Here is a 16,464-nt window from a genome sequence, read left to right as displayed (position 1 = left end):
CTTCCTGTCATTGCGTGTCCTTCGACTACGCTCAGGATAAACTCCGCGAAGCAATCTAACCTCTTCATTTAAATCCCCCTGAATCCCTCCTTCGACAAGCTCAGGACAGGCTCTTTTTCTAAGGGGGAATTTTTTATCATCCTTACTTTATGCCTTGAGTTCCCTCCTTAGAAAAAGGAGGGTGAGGGAGGATTTAAGTTTTTCCACTTTGATGGACAACGCCGCAGCTTCCCCACCCCCCTTCCCCTCCCCGCTTTATCCATTACACTATTACTCCATGCAGGAAAAATTCGACCCCGAGAAGCGGTTCAACGAAAGGGCGTCCGTCTACGACGCGGACATACACAAGATAATCCCCGGATACGACGCGCTCCACTCGAACGCCCTCCACCTGCTCGAGACCGCGCTCCCCGAGGACGCTTTCATCCTTGTTGCGGGCGTGGGCACGGGGAACGAGACCGTAGCGGCCGCCCTCCGCAACCCCGGCTGGCGAGTTAGCGGGTTCGACATCGCGGAGAACATGATAAACGCCGCGTCCGACAAGATTAAGAAGCACGGGCTCGAGGGCAGGGTCGAGCTCATCCACGGCACCCTCGACGACGTGCTCCAGGAGTCCTTCGACGCGGCCACTGCGCTGCTGATAATGCACTTCATCCCGTACGAGGACAAGCTCGATTTCCTGAGGGGAATAAATTTCAGGCTCGTTCCGGGAGGCGTGCTCGTAACGGCGGACTTCACATGCGACAGGGAATCGTACGAGTTCGAAACGTTCGCGAGGGCGTGGGAGGAGTATATGCTCGCGACTACGGAGAAGAAGGAAGTGGACGAGAGGCTCTATCACACCCGCCGCGACCTCGACATCCTCTCTCACCACGAGACGCTCGACCTCTACGCTAAAGCGGGGTTCATGAACACGCGCCTCTTCTGGAAGTCGCTCGTCTTCAGCGCGTACATTTCGGAGAAGGGGGATCTGTGAGAGAGCTGCTCAGGACCAAGAAGTTTGTCATTCCCGAGTAACGGTTCTGAGCGTGTGCAAGAACCGTTGTTCGAAATGACAAAGAATTGTAGGAGCGGCTTCCAGCCGCGATTGAATTAGATTTAAAGAACTGGATTCCCGATAAAGATTTAGCTTATCTTGCCGAAGCTCATGAACAATAGATATCTAAGCAATCATCCGGCTGCGACTGGTTGCTCTTATTCATCACAATCGTTTCGGGAATGACAAATCCAAAAAAACTCCGCCCCCTAAAACTCATACCCCAGCAGCTCGATCTCGCGGCTGAAGAGCCTCTCTACCGCGGCCCTCCAGTCGGGGGTGTAGACCTCCCTGTACGGGCGCCTGTCCTGCCTGTAGTGCGACTTTTCGGTCGCCCCTAGAGAGCCTTCGAACGGCACGCCCAGCATCCCGAAAACGTCGGCGAGCTCCTCGTTCAGGTTCTCGTACCTGAGCACGCGGTCTACGATGATTTTGCCTTCGAGGTCCGTGTACTTCGCGTAGTTGTAGGGCAGGTCCGCCGTCTCGAGGTATTTCTCGAACGAGATGTCGGGACCGTACTTCTTGTAGCGCTGCCTCACGAAGTGGTAGTGCGAGAGCGCCTTGTCCCAGGGGTTCCTGTCGACCGTGAATTTGAAATAGCCGTCCCAGACATCGCGCGGTATCCTGTCCCTCACCTCGCGCGCCTTTATGTGGCTCTGGAATTTCTTGAGGGTGACGAACCGCCCGAGCGTCCTCAGCACCTGTGAAAAGTTATTCCTTTCGGCGAGCTCCGGGAGAGGGTTAAAGAACCCCCTGAAGTTCCGGGGGGTGTACGGCTGCTCGGGCCTGTCGATGGGCGAAAGAATATCCTTATCCCCGCAGAGATGCGAGAGATAAATCTGTATGCTCGACCCCGCGGTCTTGCGCGTCTTTATGAATATGAATTTGTACTTGTGGGACAGTACCATTTATAGCCGCCAGCCCCCGACCCGAGACCGGAATACTTTATCCGGCCATCAGAATTTTACCATCATTCGGGATGGTGGCAAGCCGGGGCCCGGACCAATTCCTCATGAACTTCTCGAAGGACGAAAATTCAAAATCCCACTGAATTTGGCTTAACTTGCTGAGACACTTCGATTAAGGAATTCCTTTGCCGCTAGCCGACATCGACCAATTCCTCGCTTGCTCGGAATTGTTCCCCTTTACAAAGGGGGAAAAAGATTCATTAGGTATTTAGTCCCCTCCTTTCGAAAAGGAGGGTTAGGGAGGATTTTATTAAAGCCTCAGCTGCTGTAAACCCTGCCCCTGTCCCCGATGCTGACCGGGCTCGGCTTCCCGCCGCCTGACGAAGCGAGCGCCGCATCGTGCGAGGCATGGAGGTTCACGAACGAGAGCACGCCCTCCGGGCCCCATTCGTTCGAGCACCAGAGCGTGTCGCCGCCCGAATAACCCGAAACCTCCTCGGGCTCGATGTGCAGGTTCCTCGGGGACTGGTTCCTGAACGCCTCGGCTTTTTTCCTTTCGGAAAAGACGGCCTTGAGCACCCTGTTCGAAAACCTGTCGATATAAAGGACACAGTAGAACGTTACCGTGCCGCGCCCCTTCCGGGGCTTCTGCGCAGCATCTCCTGCGCCTGTCGCGTATTTTTTTGTCTCTATCATGCGGAAAAGGATAGCTGACTTTGGTTAAGGCGGTGTGAAGACGGGGTTAGCCCCGCGTAAGTTGCATGCCGTGCGGATGCATGACTCGCCTGTTCGCTTTTATTCATTAGATCAGTAACAACCGTTCGTCCTGAGCGTGTCGAAGGACGGAGCCTGTCTATGACATGCACAGAATCGGCGTTAAGAAATCGTCCGTAAACACTAAAAATCTAGCAATTCCAACTGTAATCCTACGGGAGTGACACCCGTTCAACCCTTCGATCCTTCGACTTTGCTCAGGACAGGCTCCTGCTCAGGGCGAACGGGTTGGGTGAGGAGTTGACTATGCAGATGAGGTTGGAAAGAATCGTATATCTGCACACATTGTGTGCCGCCGATTCTGTGCATGTCCTATAAAAAACAAAAACCGAGACAGACGCCCCCGGCATGGTTATTTACCCAGATTCCTGTAAAATACTCAGTCGTATATACAAGGCGGGCTGGCGGCTGAACCCTATATGGACATCAAGACATCTCTCCTCACTCCCTTTTCCCTGCTCGGCCGGAAGGACAAGCCGGCCCCCACGGCCGAGGACTGGCACAAGAAGGGGAACGTCCTTTGCGTGCACCGCGATTTCTCAGGCGCGGTCGCCGCATACGAGAGGGCCATAAAGCTCAGGCCCGATTATTACTCCGCCTGGATAGGGAAAGGGAACGCGCTCGCCTCGATGGACAGATACCCGGAGGCGCTCGCCGCGTACGACGAGGCAATCAGGCTCAAACCCGGCCACCTGAAGGCCGCCGAAGGGAACGGCTTCGTCCCTTATTACATGCGGGAGCAGTCGGGGTCATCCGGCGCATCGGGGGAGACCGTCAAGTTCGAGTTCGATTTCCACATGGCGTGGATCGGCAAGGGCGAGATACTCACGGCGCTGGGGAAGCACTCCGAGGCGGCCGCCGCGTACGGAGAGGCGGTCAGCTTCGCGCCCGGATCGCACGCGGCATGGATAGGCAGAGGGGACTCGCTCTTCGCGCTCCGGATGGACGAGAGCGCGATCGAATCCTACGACAGGGCGACCGGGCTCGACCCCGACCTCCATCACGCATGGAGGAGGAAGGGGCACGCGCTCTCAAGGCTCGGCAACAATTACGCGGCAATAGAGGCGTACGACCGCGCGATAGGCATAAAACCCGATTACGAAAACGACTGGTACAGCAGGGGCCGGGCCTCTGCGGAGCTCGGCAAATACGCGGACGCGATAGAGGCGTACGACAGGGCGCTCAGGCTGAACCCCGCATACGCGGACGCGCTCTACGAAAAAGGACGCGCGCTTGCGTCCCTCGGCAGGACAGGCGACGCTATAGCCCTATTCGACGAGACCGTGAAAGTCAAACCCTCGCGCGCGGACGCGCTAATTGAGAAAGGCAGGACGCTCGCCGCGCTCGGGAGATACGACGAGGCTTTCGACTCGTACGACAAGGCGATAAAGATAAACCCCTACTCGCACGCCGCATGGATAGCCAAGGGCGACGCGCTCTACGGCATAGGGAAGTTCGGCGATGCGGCCAGCGCTTTCGAGCTCGCGCTTAAATTAAGACCTGACGACCCGGTCCCGTATCTGAGGAAGGGGGACGCGCTTGCCGGAATGAAGAGATACGAGGAAGCGGTGAGATCGTACGAGGATGCCATCACGATATTGCCGGGCGACCCGGACGCTCTCACGAAAAAAGGGGACGCATTAAACCGTATCGGAAAATACGCAGAAGCGCGGGAGATATTCGGGCGCGCGATAACCGTTACGCCCGGGCACGAGCCCGCGTGGCGAGGGGAAGGAGACGCGCTCCTCGGTCTGGACAGTCTCGTTGAAGCCCTCGGCTCTTACGAGAGGGCTATTGAGCTCGACCGCACGGACCCCCGCGCGTGGACGGGGAAAGGCGACGCGCTCTCACGCATGGGCGCGCCGGGGGACGCGATACAGGCGTACGACCGCGCGATCGCAACTGACCCCGGATACGAGCCTGCGCACAGGGGGAAGGGAGATGCGCTGCTGAGAATTGGGCACACGGGCGAAGCGCTCGAATCCTTCGACGGCGCTTTAGTGCTCGACCGTTCGTCGGAGCGCGCCTGGCGGGGGAAGGCCGAGGCGTTTGCTGAGCTCGGCGAATACTCCCAGGCCGCGGAGGCATACGCTCGCGCGTCCGAGCTGAACGCAGCCGATGCCGGCTATCCGGCGCGGATGGGCGAGGCCCTCGCGTCCGCAGGCAAGTACGCGGATGCGGTCAGGGCTTTCGACAGGTCTCTCGCTCTCGACGCGGGCGGCGCGCGCGCCATGTACGGGAGAGGGGTCGCGCTCGTATATTCGGGGAGGTTCGCGGAAGCGGCGGATTCATTCGATAAGGTCATCGCCGCCGATCCAGGCGACTCCTCCTCGTGGAACGGCAAGGGCGCGGCGTTATACCACATGAAAAAATATGCGGACGCGATAGAGGCGTACGACAGGGCGATCGGGCTTGACCCCGGAAACGCGCCCGCGTGGTTGAACAAGGCGCTCGCGCTATACGAGCTCGGGGACTTCAGGGCGGCCGAATCCGCATTCGAGAGGGCGAGGGGCATTGCGGGATGGTGGACGGAGCCTCGTATAGGGAAGGCGAGCCTCTACCTCGCGCTCGGGAGCATAGAGCAGGCCCGCGAGACCGCGGAGAAGGCGATTTCAGAGATCGGCAAAGACGCAGGGCTCGTGGCGGCGAGGGGATTCATAGAGTTAGCAGGGCTGGAGTACGGGTCTGCGTCCGTTTCGTTCAGCGAGGCGCTGGAGCGCGACCCCGGCAACCCGGCGAATCTCTTGTGGCGGGCATACGCCGATTATCTCTCGGCCGAGACGTATTCCGCCGACGACGTAAACGTATACAGGGACAGGATCTCGTCCGTATTGAGCGCGCTCGACAAGGCTCACAGGCTGACCCTGCCCGAAGAGAGAGACGAAACGCTCCCGCCGTGGATGCCGCGGGAGATGAAGAAGCTCGGCGATAAAGACGCGAAACTTTTATCCGACGTCCTCTATTTCAAGGCGAGGTGCCTCTTCAGGCTCGGCGATTACGATAAAACGGTCGCGGCGCTCAGGGAATGCGCGCGCATGAATCCTGAAAATACATCCGAAGTGAACCGCGTCCTCATGAACGTATGGAAGAACTATTCGAAGCCTTCCCTCTGGAGGTGGTGGCTCTCGACGCCGGTGAGGCCGTGGCCGAAGAGGATTTTATTCTTCTCCGTATCGCTCCTCGCGCTCGGGCTGATAACAGCGCACCCGCTGATCGCGGAGCTGATAAAGCCGTATGCCGTGAACACGGCCGTCTATATTTCCCTCGTCGTTATACTGACCGGCATACTCTTCGTCCCGCTCACGGAGAGGACGAGAGATGAAGTGTACGAGTTCAGCCTCGCGCCAGACCTGCACAGAGACCCCGTCGTCTCACCCGTCACCCTCGACGGTCATATTAAAGAGACGCGGAGAAAGTCGTCGGTTTAAACTCCTGTTCCGCTTATTTGCTTTAATTATGTCATCCTGAATTTATTTCAGGATCTCATCTTTTTGCGACAATTATACTTCATCTTATCATTGACAATCAGAAGCAATAATCACATACGTAGTGTGGTCTATGAAAAGACAGCACAGAATCTCGGCTAAATATACGCACTTCGACACGCTCAGTGCGAACGGGTTTGGTTGAGCAGAGTCGGTGCTGAGGATCGTATGCCCACGGGCGTTCACCCCTAATTTTTCCACCCCCATGAATCTATTTCCGCAGCAATCCCGTATCAATTAACACAGTTGGTAATTGCGGCGGGTATCCCGTTAGAATCGTTGGATAAAACTATTTTTCACGTTATGAATCCATCATCGTTGCAAGAGCAACTAAACAGGCAAATACATTTTTTAAGGAGGCAGTAAAATGAAGAAGTTAATAGTTGCAGGTACAATAGTAGCGGCTTTGGCGTTCCCGTTCGCGTCGCAGGCGGCGGATATAAACGCTTTCGGAGTGCAGCTCCCCTACGGTCAGAGCGCGGCTCCCGACAATGTGAAAGGCGGATACGTGCCCAAGGGTCTGAACGACACCTTCCACGTCCAGACGCTCTCTGGCGACAGCGAAGCCGCTCCGTCGGACGAAGAGGTATACGAGAACGTCTATACCGTATTCGGCATCCGTGTGAGCGGATCAGATGTCATATAACGGATGCGCGCAGTGCGCGCAGACAATTGACAGAGTGAGAAAGAAGCCCGGCTCGCTCCGGGCTTCTTCGTTGTGAGGTTGGGGTCATCTTGTTGCCATCAACCAATAGCGATCAATTGCTCAATTTCTCAGAGCTGTTGTTTACAAGCGTTATTCCTGAATGAGAAATATTTATATAGATTTTTCGCTGCTTACCTGTCCAGTGTGAACTTACTCATCACACCACCAGTTGAATGAATAAAAATTTCCCCCTTAGAAAAAGAGCCCGTCCTGAGCTTGTCGAAGGAGGGATTAAGGGGGATTTAAAATAAGGAAAGAAAATCCTCCCTACCTATTTGGTCTTAATAAACATCCAGCCGGGATTTGAATTGCTTAGGCGCCTTTGTTGTAATGACGTCCGAATGCTCACTCGTTCGCATCCGTTCTTTTCCAAAGGAGGGAATAAAAAGGTTATAGACGAGATGCCGGATTGATCCCGGATCAGAGCCCGGAACATGGTTCAGCATGACCGCCTGACTTTCACTGAAAGGGAAGGTAAGTAACATCGATCAGTGATAACGCCTGACGCTACTTCCCCTTGCGTATCCTCACAGTCTCAGCGCTGCCGGCGGAAATGTTTTGAGCGGCGGCGCCGTCCCCGCCCGGAGCGCGCTTCCCGCGTCCGAACCCGGACATGAGCAGCCCTCCGGCGGCGAGCACCGCGCCCGCCTTCACGGCCGCCTCGTTGATGACGACCAAGAAATCGAGGTGCGTCGAGAAACCGAGCACGCGCGAGACCATGACGGGCATCATGAGTATCTCGTCGTTGATCCTCCCGAGCGTCCGGTCGATGCCGAAGACGATGTAAACGAGGCCGTAGAGCGCGACGATCGAACCAGTGAGGAAGAACACCCTCCCGGTAAGCCTCCATGCCCCGAGCCTCCCGCGCGCGTATGAATATACGAGGTAGAAGTGCGCGAGCAGCAGTATCACGGCTGAGGACGCGAGAGCGGTGCGGAACCCGCCGCTCGTCCATACGTTGTACCAGAAGTAGTAAGGCCCCCTCACGGACGTGACGGCGAGTATGAGGCCCAGGAACGCGAGCACGGGCAGCAGCGAGTACGCGAACCCTCCCCGCGGGCCGAACACCGTGAACCTGAGACCGAGGAAGTAGATGAGCGCGGGCGCGACAGTCGTCAACACGAAGAGCGGCGCGCCGAAGGACGTGAACGCCTCGAGCATCCCGAAAGTGAATACGGAAAGGAAGAGCGGCGTCCCGAGCCCCGAGCCCGCGTCCCTGCCCTTCAGTACGACGAGCGCGGCAAAAATGAATAGCACCAGGAGCAGTGCCCTCGATGTCCACACGGCATAATCCGTCCTCTCCGCCTGCCTGACGCCGTTATCCGCCATCGCGAAGTTGTAGGCGGGGAAGTCGAGGTTCCCCTGATACCTCTCCATGTGCGCGCCTCTCGCCCTCTTGTACTCGGCGGCTGAATCTTTCCACCGGGCCTCCCTCTCGTCCCCGCCCTTGTCGAGCCACTCGTAGAACCCGAGCATGAACTTCTTGTGCCACGCGAGAGTCGAGAAGAGGTTTTCCTCGTAATCGAGAGACGCCTTCATTCCGGGTATCCACTCCCTGCCCTTCTCTATGCCGCCTTCGACCGAGGCGAGTATATCCTTCATGCGCCTCACCTCGGAGACCGCGGCGAAGCCGTCCCTGACCGCGTTTCCGAGCTCTCCCCTCGAAGCCTCATACACGAGGCTCATCACCGAGGTCGAGCTCTCCATCAGGTCCCAGTAGCTGTATATGACGGGCGGTATTTCCATTCCGACGCCCGTCACCTCTTTACGCGCGAACTGCGGTATGGTGAGCCCCTTTACCGCCGTCCCGTGGGAGAGAGTAAGGAGCTCGGTAAGCCCGTCCTCGACCTCTTTATCTCCGCCGAACGTGTCCCTCACCCACTGCCTCGTCCACTTCTCGACAGGCTCTCCGGGACGGGCGGCTATCATCGCCGAGGCGAACACGTTCGCGTCGGTCCAGAGCCAGTGCCCCGTGAACGGGTATATCATCATCGGCCCCTGCCTTATAGGCCCCCCGGCCTGCGTCCATACCCAGACGCCGACGATTTCGGGGTTACGCTTCATGAATCCGAGTAGCGCGTCCCGATAATCAGGCGCCACGTAATTAGGTATCACGTTGAACGCTTCGAACTCCCTCCGCGCCTGGAGCTCCACTATGCGCTTGTGCCCGCCCGAATAGAGGGTCGGGTTATAGGGAACGCTGTTCCAGAAATCCCCCTTCGTGAGCTTGGTCGAGATTATGAGGCTGTCGGAACGGATGTCCCCGAGTATGCGCTCGTAGACGGCGGTGTCCGTGTGCATGCTCCCCACTTCGCCCACGCCGACCGACCACGTGCGGAATATTATGTGCTTGCCGTGCTCCTCGGCGGTTTTCGTGAGCGACCTCAGCATCTCCTTCACAGACGCGACGCTCCTCACCATGAGCTCGCTCGTGTAGTCCCAGCCGGTCCGGTTATAGAGAGGGCCCGCTTCCCCTATCCTTATCATGAGGCCGTCCACCTGGGGCATCGTATCGAAGAGCTCGGAGAGTCCTTCCGAGTAGACGCTCCAGAATTCCGGGCTCTCGACGTCCATGCCGCCCGGCAGGCCGCCCAGATACCGACTGAGCGCGGGCGTGAGCGCGACCATGTCGGTGCTGAGTATGACGCGGAGGCCCTTCGAGCGGGCGTAGTCGAAGAAACGGGAGTAGAACGCCCGGAGCGCCTCGTGTCTCTTCCTCTCGACGCTCCCCTCGGGGTACACGTCGAAGCCCCCGCCGAGACCGTCGAAGTCGACGAGCTCGAGGAACGCCTGGAACTCGATGGCGTTGAAACCTAAGGCCGACATCCTGTCCGCGTAATCGCGGAACTGGGAGAACACGCGGTCGGCTTCCGCCCGGTCAACGAAAGGCTCCTCAGAGAGGAACACGCCGTCGAAGCGCCTCGTATTATGGGAATAGTCCTTGCCCCAGGCTTCCGCGTCGGCCTCTATGCCCACGCCGCCCAGGTCGACCATCCTGAACTGGAGCGGGGGCAGGTCCCGGGATACGGGGGACGCGGTCTCCCCGAGGTCTTTATCCTTGATGGATATGGAAAGGAACGCGTTTAACCTGCCGCTCAGGAACAGGCCCGCCGTAAGGGCCGCCGCGATAAAGAGCAGCGCGCGCACATGCATCGTCACATCTCCCCGCCCGGCAGTCCCCGCTGTGCAGCATATTTGTTAAGGCGGCGTTAAAACGCCGTTAAGCGGAGATGAATCCGGAGCAGGGATTAATTATACAGGCAATCGGCGCGCATGATAAAAATCTTAACAATCGGCGGCAGGGCGATGCTCCGGTCAGCGCGCGGGGAAGAAGCCCGCACGCGCAGCCGGAGTATAATATTGTCGATTGTCCTCGTCCCCGAAGGGACATGACCGCGAGACGCGGAACGATTCACTGGCTCTCGGAAGGCTCAGGGGTCGCAGGCCTTGAACCCGGTTTCTTCTTTCCCGGTATCGGCTCGGGATTGCAGCCGAGTATGTTCCTCTTCGTCATTATGCAGGTGCCTTTTATTTCCATTCCGCCCGTGGCTGTCACCACGCAGGCGTCGCCTTCGTTCTTCCCGCTGCAGGGCTCCGTGATTTCAGGCGGCAGCCCTTCGGCCCTCTCGCCTTTTTCCTTATCCGCTTCAGGCGCAGGCGTAACCGCCGACTCCTCCGTAGTTTCTACCTCGACGGACTCGGTCTCCTCGACCTTCTCCGTCCCCTTTTCTTCGTCTTTCGAGCATGCGCCGAAATAGAGCCCGGCCGCTATGAGCAGAAGAGCCATGGCAGAAGCCGCGGGCTTCAAACCGAACAATGAACCTTTGAACATTCTAATACCTCCCGTTGTGCTGGTGCTGAAATTTTACCTGTTTTCCGGAATTATTACTCAGGTATTTCCCGAGGCCCGCAGGACGCACCGAAAACAACGTAAATAGTCTATAGGGTTTTACGTCATTTTTCCTCAAGAATTTTGCGGGGTCGCTATTCCGAGTTTTTTCTTCCCTCTCCCCCCCGAGGGAGAGGGTGAAGGGTGAGGGGGTACATTAATGTTCTTGTCATTGCTGTAGATGTCAAGTAATTCGTGGACAAAAGTTGTCCCATCTGAATACATAATAAAGCGATATATATTTTTCTTCTTTTCCTTGATGAAAAGAAGCAAAAATCATCCGACAGCACAGAATCCTGGCTAAAATATCTTATTACGGCTAAAATCTATCAATTCCGCCCCAGACCTGATAGATTTTTACGCCTATAAGATATTTCTTAACGCCGGATTCTGTGAATGTCATCCAGAGAAATTCCAGCCACGAATTATTTAACATCTACAATTGCAAGGAGCGATTTGTCCCGGCGTAGTCTTTAGGCAAAGCCGGAAGTGACGCGGCAATCTCATGAAAAAGCGAGATTCCCGATCGGTGCTTGCCCTGAACCATGTCCCGTGCCGCGACACGGGATCTATTCAGGGTTGGAAATGACAAATAAAATTAAAACTTACCCTCACCCGTCTTCACTCTGCCTGCCCGTGCGCATGAATATGAGCGCGACGAAGAAGGCCGCGAGCACGACAGAGCCCGCGAAGTAGTACCCGGCCGCAATGCTCCTCGCCACTCCGGCGTTTAACTCCGCGACGAGCGCGGGCGAGACCGCCGTGAGCTCCCTTATCGCGTCCGCCTGTCCCTTGAGCGCGCCGTCTACGAGGGGCGCGAGGCCCGCCTTCACGCTGTCAGGGCCCGCGAACCCGTTTATAATCCCCGACACCTCGCCCTTCTGCACTGTAGCCACGAGCCCGCCTATCGACGCGAGCCCCACGGTCGCACCTATCTGCCTCATCGTCTGCACGACGCCCGAGGCCTGCCCCCTGTACTCGCTCCCCGCGCGGTTAAGCGCGTCCGTGCTAGTCGGCACCATGACGAACCCGATCCCGAAGCCGAGCACTATCATCCCCGGCAGCACCTTTAAGAAATCGCCCCCTTCGAGGAAAGGCGCCTGCGCGAAGAAGCCGAGCGCGATGAGGAACGCTCCCGTGAGAGCCGGGACCTTCACCCCCACCCTGTCGAAGAGGCGGCCCGACACCTGGGACATTATCACCACGGCGATGATGATGGGCATGATCCCGAGCCCCGCTTGCAAAGGCGTGAACCCGAGGTTCTTCTGGAGGTAAATAGCGCCGAAGACTATCAGGCTTATCATGGCGAACTGTATGCAGAAGAGGAGCGCACAGTCTATCGCGAACGCCGGGTTCCTGAAGAGCCTCAGCTGTATGAGCGGGTCGTCGCTCTTTATCTGTATGAACGAGAATATTTCGAGCAGCACGAGCCCTGATGCGAGGAAGCCGAGCGTCACGGGCGAAGACCACCCCCAGAGGTGCCCCTGCTGGAGCCCGAACACGAACGCGAACATGCCGAGTATGAGTAAAAGCGCGTATGCGGGCCGCACCTTGCCTCCGGCGGATTCCATTCCGGCGGGTTTGGAATACCAGGTCATCAGGATAGCGAGCGCGCCCACCGGGAGGTTTATCCAGAACACCCACCGCCAGGAGAGGTACTCGGTCAGGAAACCGCCTAACAGAGGGCCTAACGCGAGGAACGCCTGCGCCACGCCTACGTATATCGCCATCGCCTTCCCCCTCTCCCTTATGTCGAACGATTCGATGACAATCGCCGCGGAAGACGGCAGCATGAGCGCCGCGCCCAGGCCCTGGAGAGCGCGGGCGGCGATTATGACGCCTTCATCGGGCGCGAGGCCGCACAGCGCCGAGGCTACCGCGAAGACGACTACGCCCGTGACGAAAGCGCGCACCCTCCCGAATATGTCCCCAAGCTTCCCGCCCAGCGCGACAGTGACCGCGAGAGCGAGCACGTACGCGTTCACAATCCATTCGAGGCCCGTTTGCGACACGGCAAGGTCGGACTGTATCCTCGGGAGCGCCACGCTCACGACCGTCTGGTCGACGAAGATCATGGAGAGCGACCCCGTCATCGCGATGAGCGTAAGCCACTTGTGGGAATGTTCTCTGTTCATGGATAGGGCGCGGGCAGCCCGGCCCGTCAGGCGCGGGTGCGGTAAATGTAATTACGGCGTATTAAATGTCAACCCGCAGGTGAAGCCGGGGAGGGATTGTGAGACGTTTATTGAATTTTTCCTCGCATTGATTTATAAATACGTCTATATCGGCGAAACGGGATGGCGGCAGCGGTATCCCATGAACAGACCCGCAGCCCGCTCAACCAGCAAGAAGGAGATCCCGCCGGGAGGTGCGTCTTGAAAGCGGTAGTAATCAGTCTCATCATATTCGTGTGCATAATCGGAGGAGCGTTTATCGGCATATTCCTCCGCAAAATGCTGCCCGAGCGTCACCTTAGCGACGAATCGAGGAACATGGTCACGATCGGCATGGGAATCGTCGCCACCATGGCGGCGCTCGCGGTCGGGCTCATGATACAGGGGGCGCAGACCAATTTCAACAACCAGCGCAGCGACCTCATAGACATGTCGGCCAAGATAATCTTCCTCGACAAGCTGCTCGCCGATTACGGACCCGGGGCGGAAGGAGCACGCCAGGTGCTGCGCAGCTCGCTCGAACGCACTATTAATCAGTTCTGGCCCAAAGACGGCTCCGGAGGTGCGATGATAGAGACGCCCGAATCCAGAGCAGAAACCCTTTACTACCAAATCCTCTCTCTTACTCCGGACAACGATGTCAGGCGCGCGATACGCGACGAGGCGGTTTCACTCACATACGACCTCGCGCAGGCGCGCGACACGCTCGTGATGGGGCAGACGAGGTCTATTCCCGGAGTATTTTTCATCCTGCTGGGCATAATCCTCTTCTGGTTCGTCGCCATATTCTTCAGCTTCGGACTCTACGCCCCGACGAACGGGACTGTAGTGGCGACGCTCATAATATCCGCACTGGCCGTCACGCTCGCGCTCTTTGTAATAATGGAGCTCAACAGGCCGTTCGACGGGGTTCTCCGCATGCCGAGCGAGCCTCTCGTGGAAGCGCTGCAGAATATAGGGAAATAGCACGAGGCCTTTTTTCCCGTCATCGCGGGGGGGTTTGTCTTTCCCGACATTCACAGAATCGGCGGCGGGTGAATACCCACAAATAAATTTCCTCCCCCTTGAGGGGGGAGGATTAAGGTGGGGGTGACACCTTTCATTCATTCAACCAAACCCGTTCGCACTGCTTGCGGCACGTCACCCGAAGGCTTTGAGCCGTAGGGTGATCCGGTGTAGCCTTTTTATCCTTCGAAGCTCGGCACGTCGCCCATAGGCTATGAGCCGTCGGGGGATTAGCGAAGTAGGATGGCGAAGTCGGAAGCGACGTGGCGATCTATTTTTTTGTCATTCCCGACACCGATCGGGAATCTAGTTTTTTCTTGTTTTGATTTAAAGATATGGATTCCCGATTTGTTCTGGCTTGTGATACTTGTGCGTCGGAATAATGGGGCTAACTTGCAATCAACCGTGAGTGACCGGTTCTTGCACACGTTCAGAACCGTTATTCGGGAATGACAGAAAAAAGAATGAGATTGCCACGCGGAGCCTGTCTTGAGTACATCGAAGGACTCGCAAAGACAGCCTTTTTCCGTCTTCGCGAGACCACGAAGTGGTCGTGGCGATCTCGCTTTTATCATGAGATTGCTTCGCCTGCGGCTCGCAAAGACAGGAAGGGGTGAGATTTCCATGGCCGCCGACAGCCGGAAAGATAACCCCCCTATTTCTATGACTTCGGGATCTCCGAGAACACTAGCAGCAGGAGCTCCGTGCCTTCGATTCGCAGGTACGAGAGCTCGATCGTCGTAGAAGGGAACGCCCATTTGCGCTCGGCTGACGTGCCGGGGTCGTTTGACGTCTCTTCCTGATCCGGGTCGCCGTACATTGAGACGAGATACTCCTCGACCTTTATGAAAGTCCCGGCCCAGGCGTATCCCTCGGGCTCGCCCCTGGGGACGAACACTATCTTCGAGAGCTTCTTCGTGCCGGTGCCCATCCAGAGGCTCGCCCTGAAGGGCTCGCCGCCGATCGAGATTCCAGTGAGCTCGAGGTTGCTGAAGACGCCTTCGCTCGCGTCCTCCCTCGCCTTGTGCACCTTTATCTCCTTCCCGTATGCGGCCTTTATCTCGTCCCCGGTCATGCCCCATTTGAGCTTGTCCCAGCCGAAGACGTCAGGAGGCTTCTGGGCGGCACGCGCTCCCTCCGCGGATATGAATAGAAACGCAAGCAACAGAACAGCGATCGACGCTCTTGTCACGACGGCCTCCGGGTATGAATGAAAAGTTGGAATATTCTTATACAAGAACTATAAAATAAGGGCGGCGGAAATGGAAATGGTTTTTACATAGGGAGGAGCTGTACTACTTCGCCGTTACTGGGGCTAAACACCGCATGGCTATCCAGTCTTTCAAATTTATTTCCCTCCCCCTCTATTGGAGGGATGATTGCAAGCGAGCGTGCAATCAGTCGCCCTGGAACAGCGACACAGAGGCACATTAACTTCCAGCTCAATGTTGCCTAAAACAAAACAGGGTTAAGGGTGGGGGTGTACCTTAATTACGAATATTTTTGTCATTCCCGGATGCATTTCTCGGAAATCCACACACAGTGTGTTTCTACTATTTTTTTGTACCTCCTCCGCCTCTTTTGTACCTCCTCCGCCCTCCCAACAACCATAGCCCAACCCGTCCATACTTCGACAAGCTCAGCACGAACGGGTTGTTCCTGCTCATGCCTAAGGAATTACTTCATGTCCATATGTTCGCGGCAACTCAACGTCCTCTCGTGCTCCCTCGACCTGTGCAGCAGCCCGAAGTCGTAGCCGCTCTCCCCGTCCATGAGGACTAGCCTTATGACAGAGCGGCCGGTCATCCATTCGCTCAGATATATGAGCGGGCGCGCATCACTGCACTCCCCGCCGGAGCATCTCACGCAAAAATCCCCGCATTCCCTGTACTCTCCCTCGTCGAGGGCGGGCTCCCCGTAAGAGCCCGTGAGCATGCCCTTCACCTTCGAGTATTCGCGTATGTATACGCGCCCGCCGCCGAGCGGCTCCCTGAACGCATATCCCGCCTCGACCAGCGCGCCGTCCCGGAAATGATAGCCCACCACGGAGTCGAGTCCCATTACCCGCTCCCCGTAGGTGATGTAGCCCTCCCCCTCGCTCAGGGGGACGAGACCCTCCGAGCGTTTGACCTCGTCCTTCGACATGCCCCAGTAGGCCCCCCTGAAGTCTCCCCCGGCGTCAGAAAATTCAGAAACAGCATATATGAGATCCATCTCGATCCTCCCTTCAATCCGTGATAGCTGAAATACGGCGCGGGCTGCCTTAACGCCTGACGCGGACCGGCCGCCCGGATGCGCCGCAAGCGCCCCGCTTCACGCGGACATCCTCCATAGGGCGCACGGCCTGTCCGCGTGAGGCGAAGCTGGAACAGCAGCCCGTCCTTAAAACAGTGCATATACATATAATATCCCCGCTTCCCGTATCCGCAACTGTCCGCATGCTCGTCTTTCATTACTCCGCCATGCAAAAAATAGTTTGTATCCGCA

Annotated in this window: 11 protein-coding genes; 4 read left to right on the top strand and 7 right to left on the bottom strand. The window is 57.3% G+C overall.

Features of this window, described 5'->3' with window-relative positions:
* Positions 1–277: 277 nt before the first annotated feature.
* Complete coding sequence (locus AB1598_05515; protein MEW6144458.1) at positions 278–976, top strand: methyltransferase; 699 nt, start codon at positions 278–280, stop codon at positions 974–976.
* Between the two features lie 269 nt (positions 977–1,245).
* On the opposite strand, the gene AB1598_05510 is transcribed toward AB1598_05515, so the two are convergent.
* Together AB1598_05510 and AB1598_05505 are read right to left on the bottom strand one after the other, a co-directional pair.
* Entirely contained in the window at positions 1,246–1,944 is a 699-nt protein-coding gene (locus AB1598_05510; GenBank protein ID MEW6144457.1) for a sulfotransferase family 2 domain-containing protein, read from the bottom strand.
* Positions 1,945–2,262: 318 nt separating this feature from the next.
* Positions 2,263–2,640: a hypothetical protein gene (locus tag AB1598_05505; protein MEW6144456.1), complete on the bottom strand. Its 378-nt coding sequence runs from the start codon at positions 2,638–2,640 to the stop codon at positions 2,263–2,265.
* A 497-nt stretch (positions 2,641–3,137) separates the two neighbouring features.
* On the opposite strand from AB1598_05505, the gene AB1598_05500 reads away from it, so the two are divergent.
* Positions 3,138–6,146, top strand: a complete 3,009-nt coding sequence (locus AB1598_05500; GenBank protein ID MEW6144455.1) for a tetratricopeptide repeat protein — start codon at positions 3,138–3,140, stop codon at positions 6,144–6,146.
* 424 nt (positions 6,147–6,570) lie between these two features.
* A complete protein-coding gene (locus tag AB1598_05495) occupies positions 6,571–6,849 on the top strand; it encodes a hypothetical protein (protein MEW6144454.1) in 279 nt (92 codons plus the stop codon).
* 567 nt (positions 6,850–7,416) lie between these two features.
* On the opposite strand, the gene AB1598_05490 is transcribed toward AB1598_05495, so the two are convergent.
* The 3 genes from AB1598_05490 to AB1598_05480 all read right to left on the bottom strand — a co-directional run bounded on the left by AB1598_05490 (position 7,417) and on the right by AB1598_05480 (position 12,933).
* A complete protein-coding gene (locus AB1598_05490; GenBank protein MEW6144453.1) occupies positions 7,417–10,068 on the bottom strand; it encodes a hypothetical protein in 2,652 nt (883 codons plus the stop codon).
* 253 nt (positions 10,069–10,321) lie between these two features.
* Complete coding sequence (locus AB1598_05485; protein MEW6144452.1) at positions 10,322–10,741, bottom strand: hypothetical protein; 420 nt, start codon at positions 10,739–10,741, stop codon at positions 10,322–10,324.
* A 668-nt stretch (positions 10,742–11,409) separates the two neighbouring features.
* A complete protein-coding gene (locus AB1598_05480; protein MEW6144451.1) occupies positions 11,410–12,933 on the bottom strand; it encodes a DHA2 family efflux MFS transporter permease subunit in 1,524 nt (507 codons plus the stop codon).
* A 240-nt stretch (positions 12,934–13,173) separates the two neighbouring features.
* On the opposite strand from AB1598_05480, the gene AB1598_05475 reads away from it, so the two are divergent.
* Positions 13,174–13,938 (top strand): hypothetical protein, encoded by a 765-nt coding sequence (locus tag AB1598_05475; GenBank protein MEW6144450.1) that lies wholly within the window; start codon positions 13,174–13,176, stop codon positions 13,936–13,938.
* 700 nt (positions 13,939–14,638) lie between these two features.
* On the opposite strand, the gene AB1598_05470 is transcribed toward AB1598_05475, so the two are convergent.
* Positions 14,639–15,169 carry a hypothetical protein gene (locus AB1598_05470; protein ID MEW6144449.1) on the bottom strand — a complete coding sequence of 177 codons (531 nt, stop codon included), beginning with the start codon at positions 15,167–15,169 and terminating at the stop codon, positions 14,639–14,641.
* A 485-nt stretch (positions 15,170–15,654) separates the two neighbouring features.
* Positions 15,655–16,191 (bottom strand): hypothetical protein, encoded by a 537-nt coding sequence (locus AB1598_05465; protein ID MEW6144448.1) that lies wholly within the window; start codon positions 16,189–16,191, stop codon positions 15,655–15,657.
* Positions 16,192–16,464 lie beyond the last annotated feature (273 nt).

It is taken from the genome of Thermodesulfobacteriota bacterium (assembly GCA_040754335.1).
Classification (GTDB): Bacteria; Desulfobacterota_D; UBA1144; order Nemesobacterales; family UBA2774; genus 2-12-FULL-53-21.
This window is presented reverse-complemented; position numbering and strand designations above follow the sequence as displayed.

What these genes read in the sequence shown, in the direction of transcription:
- AB1598_05515 (MEW6144458.1), top strand. Translation starts at nt 278, where the DNA reads ATGCAGGAAAAATTCGACCCCGAGAAGCGGTTCAACGAAAGGGCGTCC.
- AB1598_05480 (MEW6144451.1), bottom strand. Translation starts at nt 12,933, where the DNA reads ATGAACAGAGAACATTCCCACAAGTGGCTTACGCTCATCGCGATGACG.
- AB1598_05495 (MEW6144454.1), top strand. Translation starts at nt 6,571, where the DNA reads ATGAAGAAGTTAATAGTTGCAGGTACAATAGTAGCGGCTTTGGCGTTC.
- AB1598_05485 (MEW6144452.1), bottom strand. Translation starts at nt 10,741, where the DNA reads ATGTTCAAAGGTTCATTGTTCGGTTTGAAGCCCGCGGCTTCTGCCATG.
- AB1598_05500 (MEW6144455.1), top strand. Translation starts at nt 3,138, where the DNA reads ATGGACATCAAGACATCTCTCCTCACTCCCTTTTCCCTGCTCGGCCGG.
- AB1598_05505 (MEW6144456.1), bottom strand. Translation starts at nt 2,640, where the DNA reads ATGATAGAGACAAAAAAATACGCGACAGGCGCAGGAGATGCTGCGCAG.
- AB1598_05510 (MEW6144457.1), bottom strand. Translation starts at nt 1,944, where the DNA reads ATGGTACTGTCCCACAAGTACAAATTCATATTCATAAAGACGCGCAAG.
- AB1598_05465 (MEW6144448.1), bottom strand. Translation starts at nt 16,191, where the DNA reads ATGGATCTCATATATGCTGTTTCTGAATTTTCTGACGCCGGGGGAGAC.